This is a genomic window from Pseudomonas sp. EU05-FHT14B02 (assembly GCF_058791055.1).
Genome location: NZ_JBYTDD010000021.1, coordinates 40,127 through 56,028, shown reverse-complemented (window position 1 = coordinate 56,028; position 15,902 = coordinate 40,127). Strand labels below are relative to the sequence as shown.

The following is a 15,902-nucleotide window of genomic DNA, read 5'->3' as shown; positions in this document are numbered from 1 at the left end:
ACATTGACCAGACAACAAAAACAATCGGACACCCACGGGAAGTCCGCCTGGAGAATCACAATGAGCCTCAATGCACTGGAGGCGGGCGTGAGCCCGTCCGTTAGCCACGACACCGAAAAAGCCCTGGTCAGCAAAGTCGCCTGGCGTCTGATGCCGCTGATCATGGTCTGCTACCTGTTCGCCTTTTTTGACCGCATCAACATCAGCTTCGCCAAGTTCCAGCTGCAGGCCGACCTGAGCCTGAGCGACACCGCGTACGGCCTGGGTGCCGGGTTGTTCGTGGTCGGCTATGTGATCTTCGAAGTGCCGAGCAACATGATGCTGTACAAGGTCGGTGCCCGACGCTGGATCGCCCGGATCATGATGTCCTGGGGGCTGGCCACGGCTGCCATGGTGTTCGTCAACAGCGAATGGCAGTTCTACGTGCTGCGCTTCGTGATCGGCGCGATGGAGGCGGGTTTCGCTCCGGGCGTGCTGTATTACCTGACCCTGTGGTTCCCGCAGCACTATCGCGGGCGCATCACCTCGATGCTGTTCCTGGCGTCGGCGTTCGCTGGCCTGGTGGGCGCGCCGTTCTCCGGCCTTGTGCTGCAACACCTTGACGGTGTGCTGCAAATGCGTGGCTGGCACTGGCTGTTCCTGCTCGGTGGCGTGCCGTGTATCGGCCTCGGTTTGCTGGTGCTGACCCTGCTCAAGGATCGCATCGAAGACGCCCATTGGCTGACGCCTTCGGAGAAGACTTTGCTGGCAAGCCGCATCGCTCAGCATGAGCCGCACAAGAGCGGTGGTTCGCTGCTCGCCGCCCTGCGGATTCCGGGCTTCCTGACTTTGGGGCTGATCTATTTCCTGATTCAGGTGGCGTCCTACGGCTTGAATTTCTGGGCGCCGCAACTGATCCGCAGCGCAGGTACTGAGAGTCCGGTGATGATCGGCTTGCTGACGGCCATCCCGTACATCTGCGGCGCCATCAGCATGGTGGTGATCGGACGGCTGTCCGATGCTACTGGCGAGCGACGCAAGTTTGTCGCCGGCCTGGTGGCGGTTGGTGCGGTCGGGTTCTTCTGTGCGGGGATCTTCGCCAGTCACACGACCTTCCTGATTGTCGCGCTGGGCCTGCTCGGTGCCGGGATCATCGCCTCCATCCCGAGCTTCTGGACCCTGCCGCCGAAACTGCTGGCCGGGGCCGGGGCGGGTGCTGCCGGCGGGATCGCGGTGATCAACACCCTGGGCCAGTTCGGCGGCATCGTCAGCCCGGTGATGGTCGGCCGAATCAAGGACCTGACCGGCAGCACCACGCCGGCGCTGTATGTCATTGGTGTGTGTGCGCTGATTGCGGTGGCGCTGTTGCTGTGGGGGTTGCCGCAGAAGTTGCGGACGTTGGACAAGGCCTGATAGCAAGGGTGTCAGACAGTTGCTCCCACAGGAAAATTTGTGTCGATCACAGACCAATGTGGGAGCTTGCTCGCGATGACTGACAGTCGACATCTGACGGTTGGTTGTCCCCTCAACCGGCTGTCACCAATCCTTTGGCCGGTGCATCAAAAAATTGAATCAGCACCACCCCGGCCATCAACAGCACCACCCCGAACACCTTGGGCATGCTGATCGGCCGCTCCGCCAACCCGAACCAGCCGAAGTGATCCAGCAACAACGACGCCACCACTTGCCCCGCCAGCGCCAATGCCATGAACCCCGCGGCACCGAGTTTGGGCAGTAGCACCAATGCCAGTGAAATAAAGCACACGCCAAAAGCGCCACCTGCCCACATCCAGAGCGGCGTCTGACTGATGAATGTCCGAGACGGCAACGGTAAACGCATCGCCACGATGATCGGCAACAACACCACAACGCTCACCAGCAACGAGGCGAGCGTTGCCCACAACGGATGACCCAAGCCGCGTCCAAGATTGACGTTGATCGCGCTCTGAAACGGCACCACCGCCCCGGCGATCATCGCCAGCCCCATCAGACCGGCCCAATGCAACGTACTCATGATCGATCTCCAACAGGTTTTGCTGGACTCTAGGGTATTCGTCGCGCAGATTTAAATTCCGTTTTGTTATCCAGAACATGCAACAGATGAATGAGCTACGACGTATCGACCTCAACTTGCTTGTGATTCTCGACGCCTTGCTCAGCGAGCAACACGTGACCCGGGCGGCCGAGCGTCTGCACTTGAGCCAGCCAGCGGTCAGTCATGCGCTGGCGCGGTTGCGCGACCTGCTTGGCGATCCGCTGCTGGTGCGCGCCGGCGCCGGCCTTGTCACGACTCCGCGAGCGCTGGAGCTGGTGGCGCCGCTGGCCGAAGCCCTGGCCCAGGTGCAAGCGCTGCTGGCGCCCAATGCCTTCGATCCCGCGACCACCCAGCGTACTTTCCGCCTGGCGATGTCCGACTATGGCGCCGCCATTGTCCTGCCGGGACTGATCCGCACCTTGCGCCACGAAGCGCCAGGCATTGACCTGCAAATCAGCCATGGCAGCCGCGAAAGCATGCTCGACGGCGTGCTCAATGGCGATATCGATGTCGCCATCGGTGTGTTCCCGGAAATGCCCAACGAATTGCGCAGCACCCCGCTGTTCGAAGAGCACTACGCCTGCCTGGTGGATCGCAAAAGCTTGCCCGCCGACGGTATGCTCGACCTGCCCACCTACCTGGCACGGCCTCACGTCCTGCTGGAGATGCGCGGCAGCGGCACCCCGGAAATCGAGCGGGCCCTGACCGCCCTGCGCGAACGCCGCCGCGTCGCCATCAGCCTGCCGCACTGGAGCGTGGCCCCGGAGCTCATCAGCGGCACCGACCTGATCCTCACCGTCGCGTCCCGGGGTTTGCGCGATATCGATGAGCAATCATTGATTGTCGTGCCACCGCCGTTTCACATTCCGTCGTTCACCTTCGTACTGGTCTGGCACAAGCGGCGGGGCGGGGATCAGGCGTTGAACTGGTTGAATCGGAGGATTGGGGAGGGGATCGAACGCTAGGGGTTTTTCCAAATGGCCTTTACCAATTGGAAGGTGGCAGACGACGCGTATGAAAAATTCGTAGTACCTGAAGCCGACCTTGGCGAACCCGGTAGGGAATCAAATAGGGGCGGTCAGGCATGACCCATTCCCGGGTACCGGGTAAGCGCCCCTCACGACCTGTCGATGGAAATCGGGCAAGGTGATCGACACTGGCGAGAATTGCCTGGACAAAATCTGCTGCAGCTTCTGGATTCTCGATGGCGATGTACGCGGCTTCGTCATCCAGATTCTTTAACGCCGTACGCAACCACTCAACGCGCATTCGCCGTCCACTTGTCTGCAATAGCGTTCACTTGTTCTTGTGTCGCGAAGTCACCTTCATCGGCTTCTTTCAAGGCTTTCTGAATTTCCTCGATTTGCCACGCTTCACGGGCCAGGTACTCACGCAGCGCATCCACGGCCAGAAATGATTTGCTGCGGCCTGTTGCTTTGGAAAGACTCGCGAGAGTATCGGCGATTTCGTCTGGTATGCGCAGGGACATAACTGACATGGTGGTCTCGATGTAGTGGTTTGTAATACAACATACTACACCGTCATCAGTGAAGCGGGGCCAGCCCGTTCGTCTGTCGAGATGTTTCAGTCGACAGGCAATGACCTGATATAGACTGGCCACCATTCACCAAGCCGTTCAAAAGGACTCCCCATGACCCCATCGTTGCTAATGGCCGTGCTTGCCTCGGGTTTTATCTACGGCATCACCCCGGGACCGGGTGTGCTGGCGGTATTCGGTATTGGCGCGGCCCATGGGCGACGGGCCGGGGCGGGGTTTCTGTGCGGGCATTTGCTCGGCGATGTGGTCTGGTGCAGCACGGCGCTGATTGCGATTGTCGGTGCGCGGGAGATCGGCAGTACGGCGTTTGACGTGCTCGGTGTGCTCAGCGGCCTGTACCTGTTCTGGCTCGGCTGGCGTGCGGTGCGCGCCCGGCGTAGCAGCGGTGATGCGCCGCAGGGCCCGGCGCGGCAGCCGTTCTGGCACGGCATCCTGTTTGGCCTGACCAATCCCAAGGCCTATCCGGTGGCGGTGGCGACGTTCACGGCATTGCTGTCGAGCCGCGCGGAACTGCTCAACTGGTCAATGCTGCCGGCACTGATCGGCCTGAGTTTCGTCGGCGGGTTGCTCGCCTACGCTATTCTCATCGGCATCGTCGGTGCACGGCGAGTGCGTACCTTGTACCAGCGTCATGAACTGGCAATCACCCGGTTGTGCGGAGTAATGTTCATCGGTTTCGCCATCAATGCGCTGGTCCATGCGTTGCCGGGGCTGATGCCGGAAAAGGCTTGAATGTAATCACAGGGATGCAAGGCTGACGGGGCAGGGATGATTGAAGAGCGCTGCATTATCGGGGCACCCACGCTGAACCATGGAAAACCGGAATTCCGCGCCGCTGGCGAGTTATATCGATCTGTTGCTGGACGCCGTCTGTGCGGTGGATAAGCAGGGCCGCTTCGTCTTTGTCAGCGCGGCATGCGAGCGCATTTTTGGCTACAGCGCCGATGAGATGATCGGCGAGGCGATGATCGACATGGTGCACCCGGGCGATCGCCAGCGCACCCTCGACGCCGCCCGGGAAATCATGGACGGTGAGCCCAAGCTCAACTTCGAAAACCGCTACCTGCGCAAGGATGGCAGTGTGGTGCACATCCTCTGGTCGGCGCGTTGGTCCGAGGATGATCAACTGCGCATCGCCGTTGCTCGTGACATCACCGAGCGTAAGCAGGCCGAGTCCCGGCAGGCAGCGTTGTATGCGATTTCCGAAGCGGCCCATGCGGCAGAGGATCTGCTGGCGTTATTCAAGCGCATCCACATGATCATCGGCGAATGGCTGCCAGCATTGAGTTTTTCCGTGGCGCTGTACGACCAGCACTGCGCACAGCTGAACTTCCCTTATCACGTCGATGACCACGAGCCACAGACCGAACAGCCCGGAACCCTGACCGGGCGCCTGTGTGTCGAGGTGATCTGCACGGGGCAGCCGATCCTGTTGACTCCGGGCCAGCGCCCACCTCTTGCCGGCTTCGAAATGCTGCAGACCGAACAGAACTCACCCTGTTGGCTGGGTGTGCCGCTGAATTCGCAAAACGGCACCATCGGCGCGCTGATCGTCAAAAGCATTCCGGGCGGCGAGCGCTACACCGAGCAAGACAAGGAACTGCTGCAATACGTCTGCGCCCAGGTCGCCACCGCCATCGAGCGCAAGCAATTGCACGCCCGCCTGCAACATATGGCCCAGTACGACCAACTCACCCAGTTACCCAACCGCGAGCTGCTGCGCGACCGGCTCAAGGCGTCACTGCAAGTGGCCCGGGAGGGCGGCGGGCGCATGGCGCTGCTATACGTCGACCTTGACCGCTTCAAGCAAGTCAACGACACCCATGGGCACGCGGTCGGCGACATGTTGTTGCAAGCGGTGGCCAACAGGCTCAAGGGCTGCGTGCGGGAAACCGACACCGTGGCCCGCATCGGCGGCGATGAGTTCGTAGTGTTGCTGCACAGCATTCACGCGGCGGACGATACCGACCTTGTGGTCGAGAAAGTCCGTCAGGTCCTGGGTCAGCCCCTGCGCCTGGACGGGCACAGCCTGAATATCCAGCCCAGCATCGGCGTCGCCCGATACCCCGATCACGGCACCGAAGAGAAGCAATTGTTCCGGCATGCCGACGAGGCAATGTACTGCGCCAAACGCGAGCATCACCTGCGACTGGTCTGAAAGACAGCGCACCGTTCGTCGTGGCATCCACGTAATTTTCTAAACCTTTTGGGACGCGCAAATTCAGACTCTATGCGGGCTACAGCTCGCCGCGACTACCACCAAGAGGAAGAGAATCATGCCTAATTCAAGAAACTCGAACTCGGGGAACTTCGCCAACGATCGAACGAAGGCTTCTGAAACCGGTCGCAAGGGTGGGAAAACCACCACGACGACTGTCGACAAAGAGCCTGCGAAACCCGACATGGGCCGCAAGCCCGGACAGAAATCCAAGTAATGGATGATGGTGGTTTTGATTGAGAAGCGGGGGCGAAAGCTCCCGTTTGAATTTGAAGAGGAGGGCGCGACCATGAACCGGATGGCCACCCGATTATGTAATACCAGTCTTGCCACGTTACTGGGCCTGTTTGCCAGCGGCGTCTTTGCCCAGTCGACTGCCGAATTCATCGACGAGGCCTCGGCAAAAGGTATTGCCGGTATTGAAGCAAGTCGCCTGGCGCACCAGAAAGCCGAGTCCAAAGAGGTCAAGGACTACACCATTATCGTCATCAACGACCGCACCATGGCGAACCAGCACCTGGCGAAAATCGCCAAACAACTGGATATACCGGTCGCCCCCCGGGAAGAGATTGTCGAAAAGGCGAAAACCCTGATGCCACAAGTCCTGGATGGGGCGACCTACGACGAGGCCTATACAGCCAGTCAGGTGAAGACCACGCAGGAAGCCATCGAACAACTGCAACAGGAAGCGCAGACCACCGACGTGCCGCAAATCAAGGCGTTCGCCGAAGAAACCCTGCCTAAATTGCAAAATCACCTGGAAATGGCCAAGGCGTTGCAGGCCAAAAGTTGAGCGCATGGCTTGAACACAAACGGCACGGGGCTTCAGTCACGCGCCGTTTTTCTGTTCAGAGCTGATCCGGATGCAGTTTGGGATTATGTGTTGGGTTCAGGCCGTCTAGGTCGAACACCTGGTTCTCGCCCATGGCGCGGTAGTGCCTGCGCAGCGCCTCCAGTTGCTTGAGGTCCAACGCCTCAAGCCCGAGCATGGCCTGTTGCGCCTCCTTGGTCACCCGCAGCAATTTGTCGACTTTCAAGTGCAGGATGTCGGTGACGCGGTTCTGCGTGTTCTGGATCAGGAACACCATCAGGAAAGTGATGATGGTGGTCGAGGTATTGATGACCAGTTGCCAGGTATCGTTGAAATGAAAAATCGGCCCGCTCAAACCCCACAGGAAAATCAGGATCAACGCGCTCATGAACGTCTTGGGGCTACCGGCCCAAAGGGCTAGTTTCTGCGCGATTTTTGCGAATTTCATGACCGTGTTCCTTTTGAGGGGGCGCCTGATTTTTCAGACAGTGGCGGGAGAATGAAAATTCGGCTGGGGTTGCAAACCAATGAAGCATGGAGGTAGGCAAGATCTTAATTTTGGGTGGGAATCTTCCTTTGTACCGGTTTGTGTCTAGTATCAATGGCAGTCAATTTGCCAGCATGTGTTCACACGGATCGAAATCGGAAAAGAGGCTACTCATGGAATTCTTCGAAAAGTTAGCAAGTCTCGCTGCCAAAGTTCGTTTGCAGAGCGCTGCCATTCAAACGGAAGAAGCGACCAAGAATGCTTTTGTCATGCCCTTTATCAGCACGGTACTGGGCTACGATGTTTTCGATCCGACGGAAGTGACACCTGAATTCGTTTGCGATATTGGAACGAAAAAAGGGGAGAAAATTGACTACGCAATCATGAAGGCTGGCGAGGTTCAGATCCTAATCGAGTGCAAAAAAATTGGTGAGCCGCTGCATATCAATCATGCCTCCCAGCTGTTCCGCTATTTTCATGTCACCAGCGCTCGAATCTCCATTCTCACCAATGGCCAGGTCTATAAGTTTTTCACTGACCTGGACGCGCCAAACAAAATGGACGAGAAGCCATTCCTTGAACTCGACCTGCTGGATATCGACGAGTATTCCGTCCCAGAGTTGGTGAAACTCACCAAATCTGCATTCGATGTGGAGTCGATCATCAGCGCCGCAGGTGAGCTGAAGTACGTCAGCCAAATCAAGAAGGTGATTGCTTCTCAGGTAAGCAAGCCTGACGACGACTTCGTGAAAGTGTTTGCTTCTCGGGTTTACGACGGAGTGATTACTCAGAAGGTCCGCGAACAGTTCCATGAGCTCACGAGAAAGGCTGTGGTGCAGTTTCTCAACGACCAAATCAATGACAGGCTCAAGTCGGCAATGAGTGGCGCCCTCCAGCCTGCGCAGGCCTCTTTACCAGTCGCTACTGGTGACACTGAACAATCCGATGTTCGAGATGAGTCAGAGGACAAAGTTCTGACGACATTGGAAGAACTGGAGGGCTATCACATCGTCCGGGCCGTGGTTCGGTCGGTTGTTGATGCCAAGCGGATTGTTCAGCGTGACACACAGAGTTACTTCGGCATCCTGCTCGACGACAACAACCGCAAGCCGATCTGCCGACTGCACTTCAACCGATCACAGAAATACATCGGCATATTTGACGAAGAGAAGAATGAAACCCGGCATGCAATCAACTCCGTTGATGACATTTACGAGTACTCGGATCATTTGAAGAAGACTGTCGGGTACTACGATTAAGATTGCTGTCTAGCGACGAAAAAACTGGCTAATAGAGCCTAGGCCGATCAGTTAAGGTGAAAAACTGTGGGAGCGAGCTTGCTCGCGATAGCGCCATGTCAGTCGACGACGATGTTGACTGTGCAATCGCCATCGCGAGCAAGCTCGCTCCCACAGAAGTTTTCGCAACAAAGGTGGAATAGAGCAGAGCCTATTGGCCGATGTATCGTAGTGAACTGGTGGTCTGCCCAGATCACGACAACGCACCGACAGGAGAATGCAATGAGTTGGTCCGCCAAACAGTACGTCGCTTTTGAAGATGAACGCACCCGTCCCGCCCGTGACCTGCTGGCGGCCGTCCCCGCCGGGAACGTGCGCTCGGCCATCGATATCGGTTGTGGGCCCGGCAACTCCACCGAGTTACTGGTGGAGCGCTTTGCCGGCGCCACGGTGCGAGGGCTGGACAGTTCCAGCGACATGATCGAAGCCGCTCGCAAGCGCTTGCCGCAGGTGCAGTTCGACATCGCCGACATCGACACCTGGAATGAAAGTGGCCCGTTCGATGTGATTTTCGCCAACGCGGTGTTGCAGTGGGTGCCTGATCACGCCAGCTTGCTACCGTCGCTGGTGAGCAAACTGGCGCCGGGTGGCAGCCTGGCGATCCAGATGCCCGACAACCTGAATGAATACTCGCACCGCTTGATGCGTGAAGTCGCCGCTGATGGCCCATGGGTCGGCAAACTGGCAGGTGCCGCCGGGCAGAGGATCGAAATGGCCGATGCCAGTGGCTACTATTCGATTTTGAAAGCCTGTTGCACCCGCGTCGATGTGTGGCGCACCACTTACCATCATCCGCTCGCGGGCGGTGCGTCTGGCGTGGTGGAGTGGTTCAAGGGCAGTGGCTTGCGACCGTTTCTCGATCCGTTGGACGAGGCGGAACGGGTGCAGTATCTGAAGCAATATCAGACTGCTATCGAGCGGGCGTACCCGGTCATGGCCGATGGTTCGGTGCTGTTACCATTTCCGCGACTGTTTATCGTCGCGACCCGCTGAAGCAAAACAGGGACAGTTGATGAGCGTCATCTGCCCCTTTTTTCGATTCTGAAAAATCACTGTGGCTTGTTCTTTTTTGAGCGCCGGGCACTCAAGTACTCAAAGGCAAAGGAGGCAAAGCCGAACAACCCGATCAATGAAATGATCATGATTCCCAACTCTGAATTGTGCATGTTGATCTCGAGGCGAAGGATGAGCCGGGAGAATAAGGGAACTATTGCTGGGCTCAACGTAGCTCTACGGCTTCTTTACTCGCTTACGGTGATCTATACGCAAAAGATATGAGCGTCCAGGTGGCAGGGTCACATTCAGCGCTGAACACCAACCCACTGTTTTGAGTCATATCAGGGGCTCCAATCAGTTACTCGATCACGTCGATTTCCACCAGTGCCCACGTACAGCCAGCGTACTTTGGATTAGATGTGTGCAGGGTAACGCTGCTGGCTGAGGGGAAGGGTGCACCGTTCTCGGCGAGCATCTCGAAATACCCCTCAATGGCTTGTTGAACCATGGCTATTGCATCTTCCAGATCTTCACCGGCGCTAAAACAACCTGGCACATCCGGGACTTCAACACCCCACGCATGTTCGTCGTCGTCCATGAAAATCGCAATCGGGTAAAACATGTTCATGGTCCTCCGTGAACACAGCGGGTGAGGTTATGAACCCCAAAGGGCGCCCCCGAAAGGCGCCGGGTGGACTGTCAGGATGGTTCTGCATCCATGCGTCGAGCGATAACGTCCAGCACATCGCAACCATCGCGCAATGGCACGCAGCAGAGCAATGCGAAGTCGCTCAGGACCACTGTGTCGGAGCTCAGGTCGCCACGCATCGCGAGGTTTTCAAGGAGCTGCGTCACGGCGCGAATTCTGTAGCTGGCGGTGCTGAGCAGGGAGTGCAGGGGTTGGGTAGTGTTGATGTATAGAGAGGGGAGATCGTCGGCGTTGCTGGTTAAAGCCATGAACTCTTTCATGAGTGAGTACCAATTGTGGGTGGAAGACCTAACACTCAATCGTCGCCAAACAATAGGGTGGTAGCTGTACGCGGGTTGGCGAACCGGACAATGGTAAAACCGGCAGACCCGAAGGTCTCCCACGCACAGCTACCGAAAAAGCAGCCAAGCGTGATCAAAAGTGCTCCGAGAAATCCTCGGAGCCTTCTGTACCGTTGTTACCGAGTCGCCAAACCCGATACGCCATTTGGGCGCGGTCGGACTATAGGTCTCATGACAAAGGCACAGCAATGCGCAAGTCTACGGACATTTCCCAGTGTCGTGTAGGACGTTGCTTTTTATGAGGGATGGTCGAGGGTTTCGTCCATTCGATGGGCAACTACGAATGCTGGCTCACTGCTTAGCGTACGGTGGCTCTGACTTTTTTTGCTGCGAGTGTCGTTTCATTAATGAAGTGCACGCTAGGTAACTCACCCATTCGAGCGATCACTCGTTCGGGGGAATTTAGTAGTGCCTCCTGATTTGAGGTTGATGCAATACGTGCCACTGAGTGTGTGCGAGCAATAATGATTTCGGGGTTCTGTGATGTGTACGCTGGCGGAGCACTCAGATTCAAGCTAGAGAAGGAAGGGGGTGGTGCTTCTAATGACAGGGTTGAATATCGAGGGGGATCATCGAAGAACCGAGCTGCCGACTGAAACCATTGAGTACCACGGGCTGTTGCTGCTCTTGCCGCTCTGTAGGCCAGCGTCATACTGGTTGCACCTGCGGTTATCCCTGCACTTGCCAAAACCGGTGCTATTACGGAAGCAGGGTTTGCAACTGCTGCTGCCCCAAGCAGCACACCCGTCGCGCCCGTACCCAGCGCCAAAATCCCTTGTCCGCTGAAACGAGCGCTGGTGGACAATGAAAGAGCCATTCCTCCTAAAGAAGACGCTCCGCCGCCGACTCCAGCAAGCTGGCTCAGAATGACCGGTAGAGCGATACGCCCTGATGGGTCACGATGATTGATGGGGTCTGCGGCGCAGTAGGTGTATGGGTTCAATCCACCCGCCCCGAACGGACTCAATTTGTCTGGGCTATGGAAACGCATCAGTACCGGGTTGTAGGCTCGATAGCCGTTACCCAGCATGTACCAACCCGTGTGACGCTCTCGACACTCGCCATTGAATCCCAAATGAGTCGAGGGCAAGTGTATGCCTGAGAGATGACCATAGACGGAATATGTCATTTGGCTTACTTCGCCCCGGTTCACTTCGGCCAGTACGGATTTGCTCTGACTGGTAGCAAGTAGAATTGTTTGCAGACTGTTTCCGATATGCCGAGTGTGTTTGGCCATAGGGATTGTGTCTTTGCGCTCAAGGATGGTTTTTTGCTTTTTTACAGCATTCGGTCCAGTCCCTGTACTAGCAGAACTGATAGTCCAAGAGCCCTGATCCTTCATTGGGAAAAGGTGACAGGGAAAAGGTGACGGATTTGTTTATCAACGTAGAGCTGGATCGGTCATGATTCGACCAAATTCCGGGTACAAAAAACGGCTAAAAGTGCGTTTTTTACTTAATCCACCTCCCATCTCTCAATCCTCAAACGCAGAACGCACAGCCTCCACAACGCGCTCTGCCACGCGCTCATCTTCAAGTTGCGGATACCCTTTCTTCAGCTTGCCCGACACCGTCCAGCCATTCTCCTTGATAGAGCGAATGATGCGATTCGCGTCCTGGTCTGGCATTTCCAATACCTCTTTCAACTGTTCCTGCGCTCGCTGAAAGATCACCAGTACTCTGGCTTCATCCGCCATTTCCTTTTTAATCGTGTGCTCGACAACGCGTGAGGTGTACAGGACGTGTTCGGTCAGATCGGGATAGCGCCAGGCAAAACGCGCGTCCTCATATTCATCGAAGATGAAGTTGCTGCGAGTACCGTCCTCGTAGGTCACGAGTTCGCCGAACCGATGGGCCGTCGCGTAACGTCGCATGAACGGTCGCGAGAATACTTCGAGCGTACGATCGTAGCCGGCCCTGAAGTCGATCGAGCTTGTGATTGTGGCAGAGACCGGCAATATCACGCCGTCGGGCACAGCCTTGTCCCGAACCAGGGTGTCGTTGATCAGGAAACGGTGAATCCGGCCATTTCCGTCGCGCATGGGATGGATGTACACGAAGCCAAATGCCAACACTGCGGCACGTGCCACTGACTCAGCACCACGGGTTGCGACCTCAAACTCGTTGAGGCCTGCCAAGAGCTGAGCGAGGTCTGCGAAATGGGGGGCAATGTAATGCACGATGTCCTCGCGCATCGTGGCTTGCCCCACAAATACGGGAGAGCGCCGCAAGCCCAGTCCGATGGCGTCGTGTCCAAGAATGCCAGCTTGCAGGGAATGCAGACTGTCGTTGCTCAACGGGTCTTTGATATGACCGCAGTGCTGGGCAATGACATGGGCAAACCGCTGGATGCGATCCGCCTGGTCGGCTTCCTTTTCGATGAGAAAACTCGCGCGCGATTCCTTGAACGTCAGCCAACTGGCCGTACGCATCAGGATGTCGGCACCAAAGGCCTGATCCAATTCACCCAATGCTTCGCGCAGATTGAATTGCAGAGCTTCTCGCACTGGCACCGTACGACGAACCAAGGGGCAGAACTCAGCCGTCCCCGGCAGGTTGTTGTTGATGCGCCAACGACGAGTTCGCAGAGCTTCGCGACGAGTCAGATAATCTTGGGGCGAAAGTACATCAACATAGCCGCCATTGGTCACGTCAGGCACATCCAGGCGTTCGCCTGTCAGCCATTCGTAGAGGAACCCCGTGCGGCGGGCGTATTGACCGAAAGGCTCCCGTCGACACCACTCTTCGACAGGCAGCGGGCCTATGGCTGCAAACAGGCGGGCGAAGAACTCGAGGTGGATCTCCTCGTACTTGAGGCCGAATTCGAAATGTCCTGCGAAATCGTCTGCGGGCCGATAGCTTGTCGGGTATCGGTTCTCCACATTGCCGTCAGTTTCGCGATTGACACGTACAGTGCCGATCATGGATTCGACGCGCAGAGGCTGTGCCAGTGCGATGTCGTAACGGGTCGCGAGGGTCTTGAAACCGACTTGCATTGACGAAATCCTTTACTGGGACAAGAAAAACGCTAACAGAACCTTGATCTTATGCGAAAACGCTAATTTCGAAACGGTAAAAACACTAATGTCGGATTGAATTTGATAACAAATCCGTGCTTTTCGAAAAAAACGCTAACAGGTCTCAGGATAGACGCTATCGCCCAAGGGCACTTGCTAATCGATCAGGGAAAATGGCGGAATGACTGAAGAAGCAAAATCCACCAAATCCCGGACACAAAAAAACCGGCCATCAAGGCCGGTTTTTTCTGTCTCTGCATCCCCCGTCAAAACAACCCTGACGTGAGATCAAAATTCGATTGGAGCGGGTGAAGGGAATCGAACCCTCGTTATCAGCTTGGGAAGCTGGAGTAATGCCATTATACGACACCCGCTCAGAGCGCTGACTTTGTACCAGATACGGCTGCGGATTTGAAGTTTTTCTTTACGTGGAGCGGGTTTAACGCAGAGGTGACAAAAAAGCCCGGACCGCATGACGGTCGATCGCGGGCAAGCCTCGCGCCTGCGCAATACGTTTAACGCAGCAGGGCGGGGCTTGCTCGCGATGACGCTACTTCAGCCTGCCAATGCATGGTGTTCCTGGGCGTTGTGGTAACGCGGTCGGCTTTCGAGTTGCGCTGGTTTCAGGAAGCCCATCAGTGCGTTGCGGCTGTCTCGGCAGGCGGCCTTGTGCTCCATGTCGAGAAAGTGGCCGGTGGCCTGAATGGTGCTGAACGTGCTGTGTTGCACGTGGCCGGCGAACAACCGGGCGTCGTCGGCGGCGGTGTATTCGTCCCATTCGCCGTTGAGGAACAGCACCGGCACGTCGATTTTCTTCGCCGCGTGCAGGTAGCACTGGCGGTCGCTGTGCAGCACGTCGCTGATGTGGAAGTGCATCTGCCCGTACTCATGTTCGGCCAGGGAGCTGACGTGGCGATAGTTAAAGCGCTTGAACAACGACGGCAGGTGTTTGCCGATGGTGTCGTTCACCAGGTGCCCGACCCGGTCGCGATCCAGGTTGCCGAGGTGTTCGACGCCGCGCTCGAGGTAGTCGAGCATGTGCGCGTTGATCACCGGGGAGAACGAGCTGATCACGGCTTTTTCGATGCGCCGTGGCCGTTGCGACAATGCCATCATGGTCGCGGCACCGCCCCAGGAAAACGACAGTACGTGCTCGGCGGCGAAGTGGTCGATCAGCTCCAGCAGGATCTGCCCTTCGATTTCCTTGGTGAGCATTTTTTCATGCAGGTTGTGGGCTTTTGACCGGCCCGCGTAGGGCTGGTCGTAGCAGACGACGTTGAACTGCGGATGGAGGTTTTTCACGGTTTGTGCAAACGACGCAGTCGTGGCCATCGAGCCGTTGACCAAGATAATGGTCTTCTCTGCGGCGTCCGCGCGATAGAACTCCGTGTAAACCCGATACTGACCCTGTATATCCAGCACAGCGATTTCTGGCCTCATGTCATAAGACTCCTGGCAAGCGGGTATGCGCGCAAATGAGATTGCACGAGCTTTGTGACAGGTAGGCATACGCCTGGAATTTGAGAGGCCCATGTCGATCCATTGCAGTCCGGTCGACGGGTATTGTTATTGGCGGGCAGTCTGCCGGATGAGGCCGGAACCCTTGGGTTCCTACCGGCAAAAAGTTTCTTAGAAGTATGGGGTGACTCGTCGGTCACATTTCGGCCGACGTCCTGATTCAAGCAGGGGTCACATCATTGCGCAAGTGCCGTTGGTAAATTGTTCGACAACTTTCTGCTGAGCGGTCGCGCGCTTAGATCGATCCGATCTCTTCGTCGGTCAGCGGGCGGTATTCGCCCGGTTTCAAGGTGTCGTCGAGCACCAGCGACCCCATGCGTTCGCGATGCAGGCGCATCACCTTGTTGTCGAAGTGGCCGAACATGCGCTTGACCTGGTGATAGCGGCCCTCGACGATGCTCAGGCGTGCGCATTTTGGCCCGAGCAGCTCTAGCCCGGCGGGTTGCGTGGTGAGGTCTTCGAAGGCGAAGTACAGCCCTTCGTTGAATTTGATCGCGTATTCGGGGCCGATGTCCTGCTCGGTTTCGACGTAATAGACCTTGGGCAGTTTGGTCTGCGGCTGGGTCAGGCGCCGCGACCAGCTGCCGTCGTTGGTGATCAGCATCAGGCCGGTGGTGTTGAAGTCCAGGCGTCCGGCGATGTGCAGTTCGTCCTTGTCCGGTTCATGGATCAAATCGAGCACGGTCGGGTGCTGCGGATCCCGGGTGGCGCTGACGCATCCGGCGGGCTTGTGCAACATGAAATGGCGCAGGGGTTTACCGACTTGCAGCACTTCGTTGTCGACTTCGACGCGGCTGAATTCACGGACTTCGCTGTGCGGGTCACTGACGACTTTTCCGTCAACCCTCACGCGTTTTTCCACCAGCAACAGGCGTACCTGCTTACGGTTGAAGCACGGCAGGTTGCTGAGGAATCGGTCGACACGCATGACTAGGG

General features: G+C 57.0%; 17 protein-coding genes, 1 tRNA gene and 1 pseudogene. 8 read left to right on the top strand and 11 right to left on the bottom strand.

Annotated elements, in window-relative coordinates:
* The first annotated feature begins 60 nt into the window (after positions 1-60).
* Entirely contained in the window at positions 61-1,392 is a 1,332-nt protein-coding gene (locus AC3WTM_RS19385) for an MFS transporter (RefSeq protein ID WP_102672074.1), read from the top strand.
* Positions 1,393-1,504: 112 nt separating this feature from the next.
* Here AC3WTM_RS19385 and AC3WTM_RS19380 read toward each other — a convergent pair whose 3' ends face one another.
* Complete coding sequence (locus AC3WTM_RS19380; protein ID WP_102672073.1) at positions 1,505-1,993, bottom strand: DMT family transporter; 489 nt, start codon at positions 1,991-1,993, stop codon at positions 1,505-1,507.
* A gap of 77 nt (positions 1,994-2,070) precedes the next feature.
* Between AC3WTM_RS19380 and AC3WTM_RS19375 the strand changes: the two genes are divergently transcribed.
* The gene (locus tag AC3WTM_RS19375) at positions 2,071-2,979 is read left to right on the top strand and encodes a LysR family transcriptional regulator (RefSeq protein ID WP_102672072.1); all 909 of its coding nucleotides are present in this window, start codon (positions 2,071-2,073) and stop codon (positions 2,977-2,979) included.
* Positions 2,980-2,998: 19 nt separating this feature from the next.
* On the opposite strand, the gene AC3WTM_RS19370 is transcribed toward AC3WTM_RS19375, so the two are convergent.
* Together AC3WTM_RS19370 and AC3WTM_RS19365 are read right to left on the bottom strand one after the other, a co-directional pair.
* On the bottom strand, positions 2,999-3,283 hold the full coding sequence (locus AC3WTM_RS19370; RefSeq protein ID WP_102672071.1) for a type II toxin-antitoxin system RelE/ParE family toxin: 285 nt from the start codon (positions 3,281-3,283) through the stop codon (positions 2,999-3,001).
* On the bottom strand, positions 3,273-3,512 hold the full coding sequence (locus AC3WTM_RS19365) for a CopG family ribbon-helix-helix protein (RefSeq protein ID WP_090453618.1): 240 nt from the start codon (positions 3,510-3,512) through the stop codon (positions 3,273-3,275). Before AC3WTM_RS19365 ends, AC3WTM_RS19370 begins: the two co-directional genes overlap by 11 nt.
* A gap of 153 nt (positions 3,513-3,665) precedes the next feature.
* On the opposite strand from AC3WTM_RS19365, the gene AC3WTM_RS19360 reads away from it, so the two are divergent.
* The 4 genes from AC3WTM_RS19360 to AC3WTM_RS19345 all read left to right on the top strand — a co-directional run bounded on the left by AC3WTM_RS19360 (position 3,666) and on the right by AC3WTM_RS19345 (position 6,583).
* Positions 3,666-4,304: a LysE family translocator gene (locus AC3WTM_RS19360; protein ID WP_102672070.1), complete on the top strand. Its 639-nt coding sequence runs from the start codon at positions 3,666-3,668 to the stop codon at positions 4,302-4,304.
* 79 nt (positions 4,305-4,383) lie between these two features.
* Positions 4,384-5,730, top strand: coding sequence for a sensor domain-containing protein (locus tag AC3WTM_RS19355; protein WP_102672069.1), 1,347 nt, complete (start codon positions 4,384-4,386; stop codon positions 5,728-5,730).
* A gap of 118 nt (positions 5,731-5,848) precedes the next feature.
* Complete coding sequence (locus tag AC3WTM_RS19350; protein WP_102672068.1) at positions 5,849-6,007, top strand: KGG domain-containing protein; 159 nt, start codon at positions 5,849-5,851, stop codon at positions 6,005-6,007.
* Positions 6,008-6,079: 72 nt separating this feature from the next.
* On the top strand, positions 6,080-6,583 hold the full coding sequence (locus AC3WTM_RS19345) for a DUF4142 domain-containing protein (RefSeq protein ID WP_102672092.1): 504 nt from the start codon (positions 6,080-6,082) through the stop codon (positions 6,581-6,583).
* A gap of 55 nt (positions 6,584-6,638) precedes the next feature.
* On the opposite strand, the gene AC3WTM_RS19340 is transcribed toward AC3WTM_RS19345, so the two are convergent.
* On the bottom strand, positions 6,639-7,049 hold the full coding sequence (locus AC3WTM_RS19340) for a low affinity iron permease family protein (RefSeq protein ID WP_102672067.1): 411 nt from the start codon (positions 7,047-7,049) through the stop codon (positions 6,639-6,641).
* A gap of 212 nt (positions 7,050-7,261) precedes the next feature.
* On the opposite strand from AC3WTM_RS19340, the gene AC3WTM_RS19335 reads away from it, so the two are divergent.
* Entirely contained in the window at positions 7,262-8,347 is a 1,086-nt protein-coding gene (locus AC3WTM_RS19335; protein ID WP_102672066.1) for a type I restriction endonuclease, read from the top strand.
* A 261-nt stretch (positions 8,348-8,608) separates the two neighbouring features.
* Positions 8,609-9,379, top strand: a complete 771-nt coding sequence (gene tam, locus AC3WTM_RS19330) for a trans-aconitate 2-methyltransferase (RefSeq protein ID WP_102672065.1) — start codon at positions 8,609-8,611, stop codon at positions 9,377-9,379.
* Positions 9,380-9,749: 370 nt separating this feature from the next.
* On the opposite strand, the pseudogene AC3WTM_RS19325 reads toward tam, so the two are convergent.
* The 7 genes and pseudogenes from AC3WTM_RS19325 to AC3WTM_RS19295 form a co-directional block, all read right to left on the bottom strand.
* A pseudogene (locus AC3WTM_RS19325) lies at positions 9,750-10,004 on the bottom strand (type II toxin-antitoxin system HicB family antitoxin); the annotation flags it as partial.
* Positions 10,005-10,081: 77 nt separating this feature from the next.
* Entirely contained in the window at positions 10,082-10,351 is a 270-nt protein-coding gene (locus AC3WTM_RS19320; protein WP_102672064.1) for a short-chain dehydrogenase, read from the bottom strand.
* 379 nt (positions 10,352-10,730) lie between these two features.
* Positions 10,731-11,669, bottom strand: coding sequence for an RHS repeat-associated core domain-containing protein (locus AC3WTM_RS19315; RefSeq protein ID WP_256586111.1), 939 nt, complete (start codon positions 11,667-11,669; stop codon positions 10,731-10,733).
* A gap of 237 nt (positions 11,670-11,906) precedes the next feature.
* The gene (locus AC3WTM_RS19310; RefSeq protein ID WP_102672062.1) at positions 11,907-13,427 is read right to left on the bottom strand and encodes a Fic family protein; all 1,521 of its coding nucleotides are present in this window, start codon (positions 13,425-13,427) and stop codon (positions 11,907-11,909) included.
* A gap of 321 nt (positions 13,428-13,748) precedes the next feature.
* A tRNA-Gly gene (locus tag AC3WTM_RS19305) sits at positions 13,749-13,822 on the bottom strand.
* A 181-nt stretch (positions 13,823-14,003) separates the two neighbouring features.
* A complete protein-coding gene (locus AC3WTM_RS19300) occupies positions 14,004-14,888 on the bottom strand; it encodes an alpha/beta fold hydrolase (protein ID WP_057716040.1) in 885 nt (294 codons plus the stop codon).
* 313 nt (positions 14,889-15,201) lie between these two features.
* A complete protein-coding gene (locus AC3WTM_RS19295) occupies positions 15,202-15,894 on the bottom strand; it encodes a pseudouridine synthase (protein WP_102672061.1) in 693 nt (230 codons plus the stop codon).
* Between the last annotated feature and the right edge of the window lie 8 nt (positions 15,895-15,902).

Excerpts from the sequence above, each read along its gene's own strand:
- AC3WTM_RS19310 (WP_102672062.1), bottom strand. The coding sequence starts at position 13,427 with ATGCAAGTCGGTTTCAAGACCCTCGCGACCCGTTACGACATCGCACTG.
- AC3WTM_RS19370 (WP_102672071.1), bottom strand. The coding sequence starts at position 3,283 with ATGCGCGTTGAGTGGTTGCGTACGGCGTTAAAGAATCTGGATGACGAA.
- AC3WTM_RS19360 (WP_102672070.1), top strand. The coding sequence starts at position 3,666 with ATGACCCCATCGTTGCTAATGGCCGTGCTTGCCTCGGGTTTTATCTAC.
- AC3WTM_RS19300 (WP_057716040.1), bottom strand. The coding sequence starts at position 14,888 with ATGAGGCCAGAAATCGCTGTGCTGGATATACAGGGTCAGTATCGGGTT.
- AC3WTM_RS19320 (WP_102672064.1), bottom strand. The coding sequence starts at position 10,351 with ATGAAAGAGTTCATGGCTTTAACCAGCAACGCCGACGATCTCCCCTCT.
- AC3WTM_RS19345 (WP_102672092.1), top strand. The coding sequence starts at position 6,080 with ATGAACCGGATGGCCACCCGATTATGTAATACCAGTCTTGCCACGTTA.
- AC3WTM_RS19340 (WP_102672067.1), bottom strand. The coding sequence starts at position 7,049 with ATGAAATTCGCAAAAATCGCGCAGAAACTAGCCCTTTGGGCCGGTAGC.
- AC3WTM_RS19365 (WP_090453618.1), bottom strand. The coding sequence starts at position 3,512 with ATGTCAGTTATGTCCCTGCGCATACCAGACGAAATCGCCGATACTCTC.
- AC3WTM_RS19350 (WP_102672068.1), top strand. The coding sequence starts at position 5,849 with ATGCCTAATTCAAGAAACTCGAACTCGGGGAACTTCGCCAACGATCGA.
- tam (WP_102672065.1), top strand. The coding sequence starts at position 8,609 with ATGAGTTGGTCCGCCAAACAGTACGTCGCTTTTGAAGATGAACGCACC.
- AC3WTM_RS19315 (WP_256586111.1), bottom strand. The coding sequence starts at position 11,669 with ATGGCCAAACACACTCGGCATATCGGAAACAGTCTGCAAACAATTCTA.
- AC3WTM_RS19335 (WP_102672066.1), top strand. The coding sequence starts at position 7,262 with ATGGAATTCTTCGAAAAGTTAGCAAGTCTCGCTGCCAAAGTTCGTTTG.
- AC3WTM_RS19380 (WP_102672073.1), bottom strand. The coding sequence starts at position 1,993 with ATGAGTACGTTGCATTGGGCCGGTCTGATGGGGCTGGCGATGATCGCC.
- AC3WTM_RS19385 (WP_102672074.1), top strand. The coding sequence starts at position 61 with ATGAGCCTCAATGCACTGGAGGCGGGCGTGAGCCCGTCCGTTAGCCAC.
- AC3WTM_RS19295 (WP_102672061.1), bottom strand. The coding sequence starts at position 15,894 with ATGCGTGTCGACCGATTCCTCAGCAACCTGCCGTGCTTCAACCGTAAG.
- AC3WTM_RS19375 (WP_102672072.1), top strand. The coding sequence starts at position 2,071 with ATGCAACAGATGAATGAGCTACGACGTATCGACCTCAACTTGCTTGTG.
- AC3WTM_RS19355 (WP_102672069.1), top strand. The coding sequence starts at position 4,384 with ATGGAAAACCGGAATTCCGCGCCGCTGGCGAGTTATATCGATCTGTTG.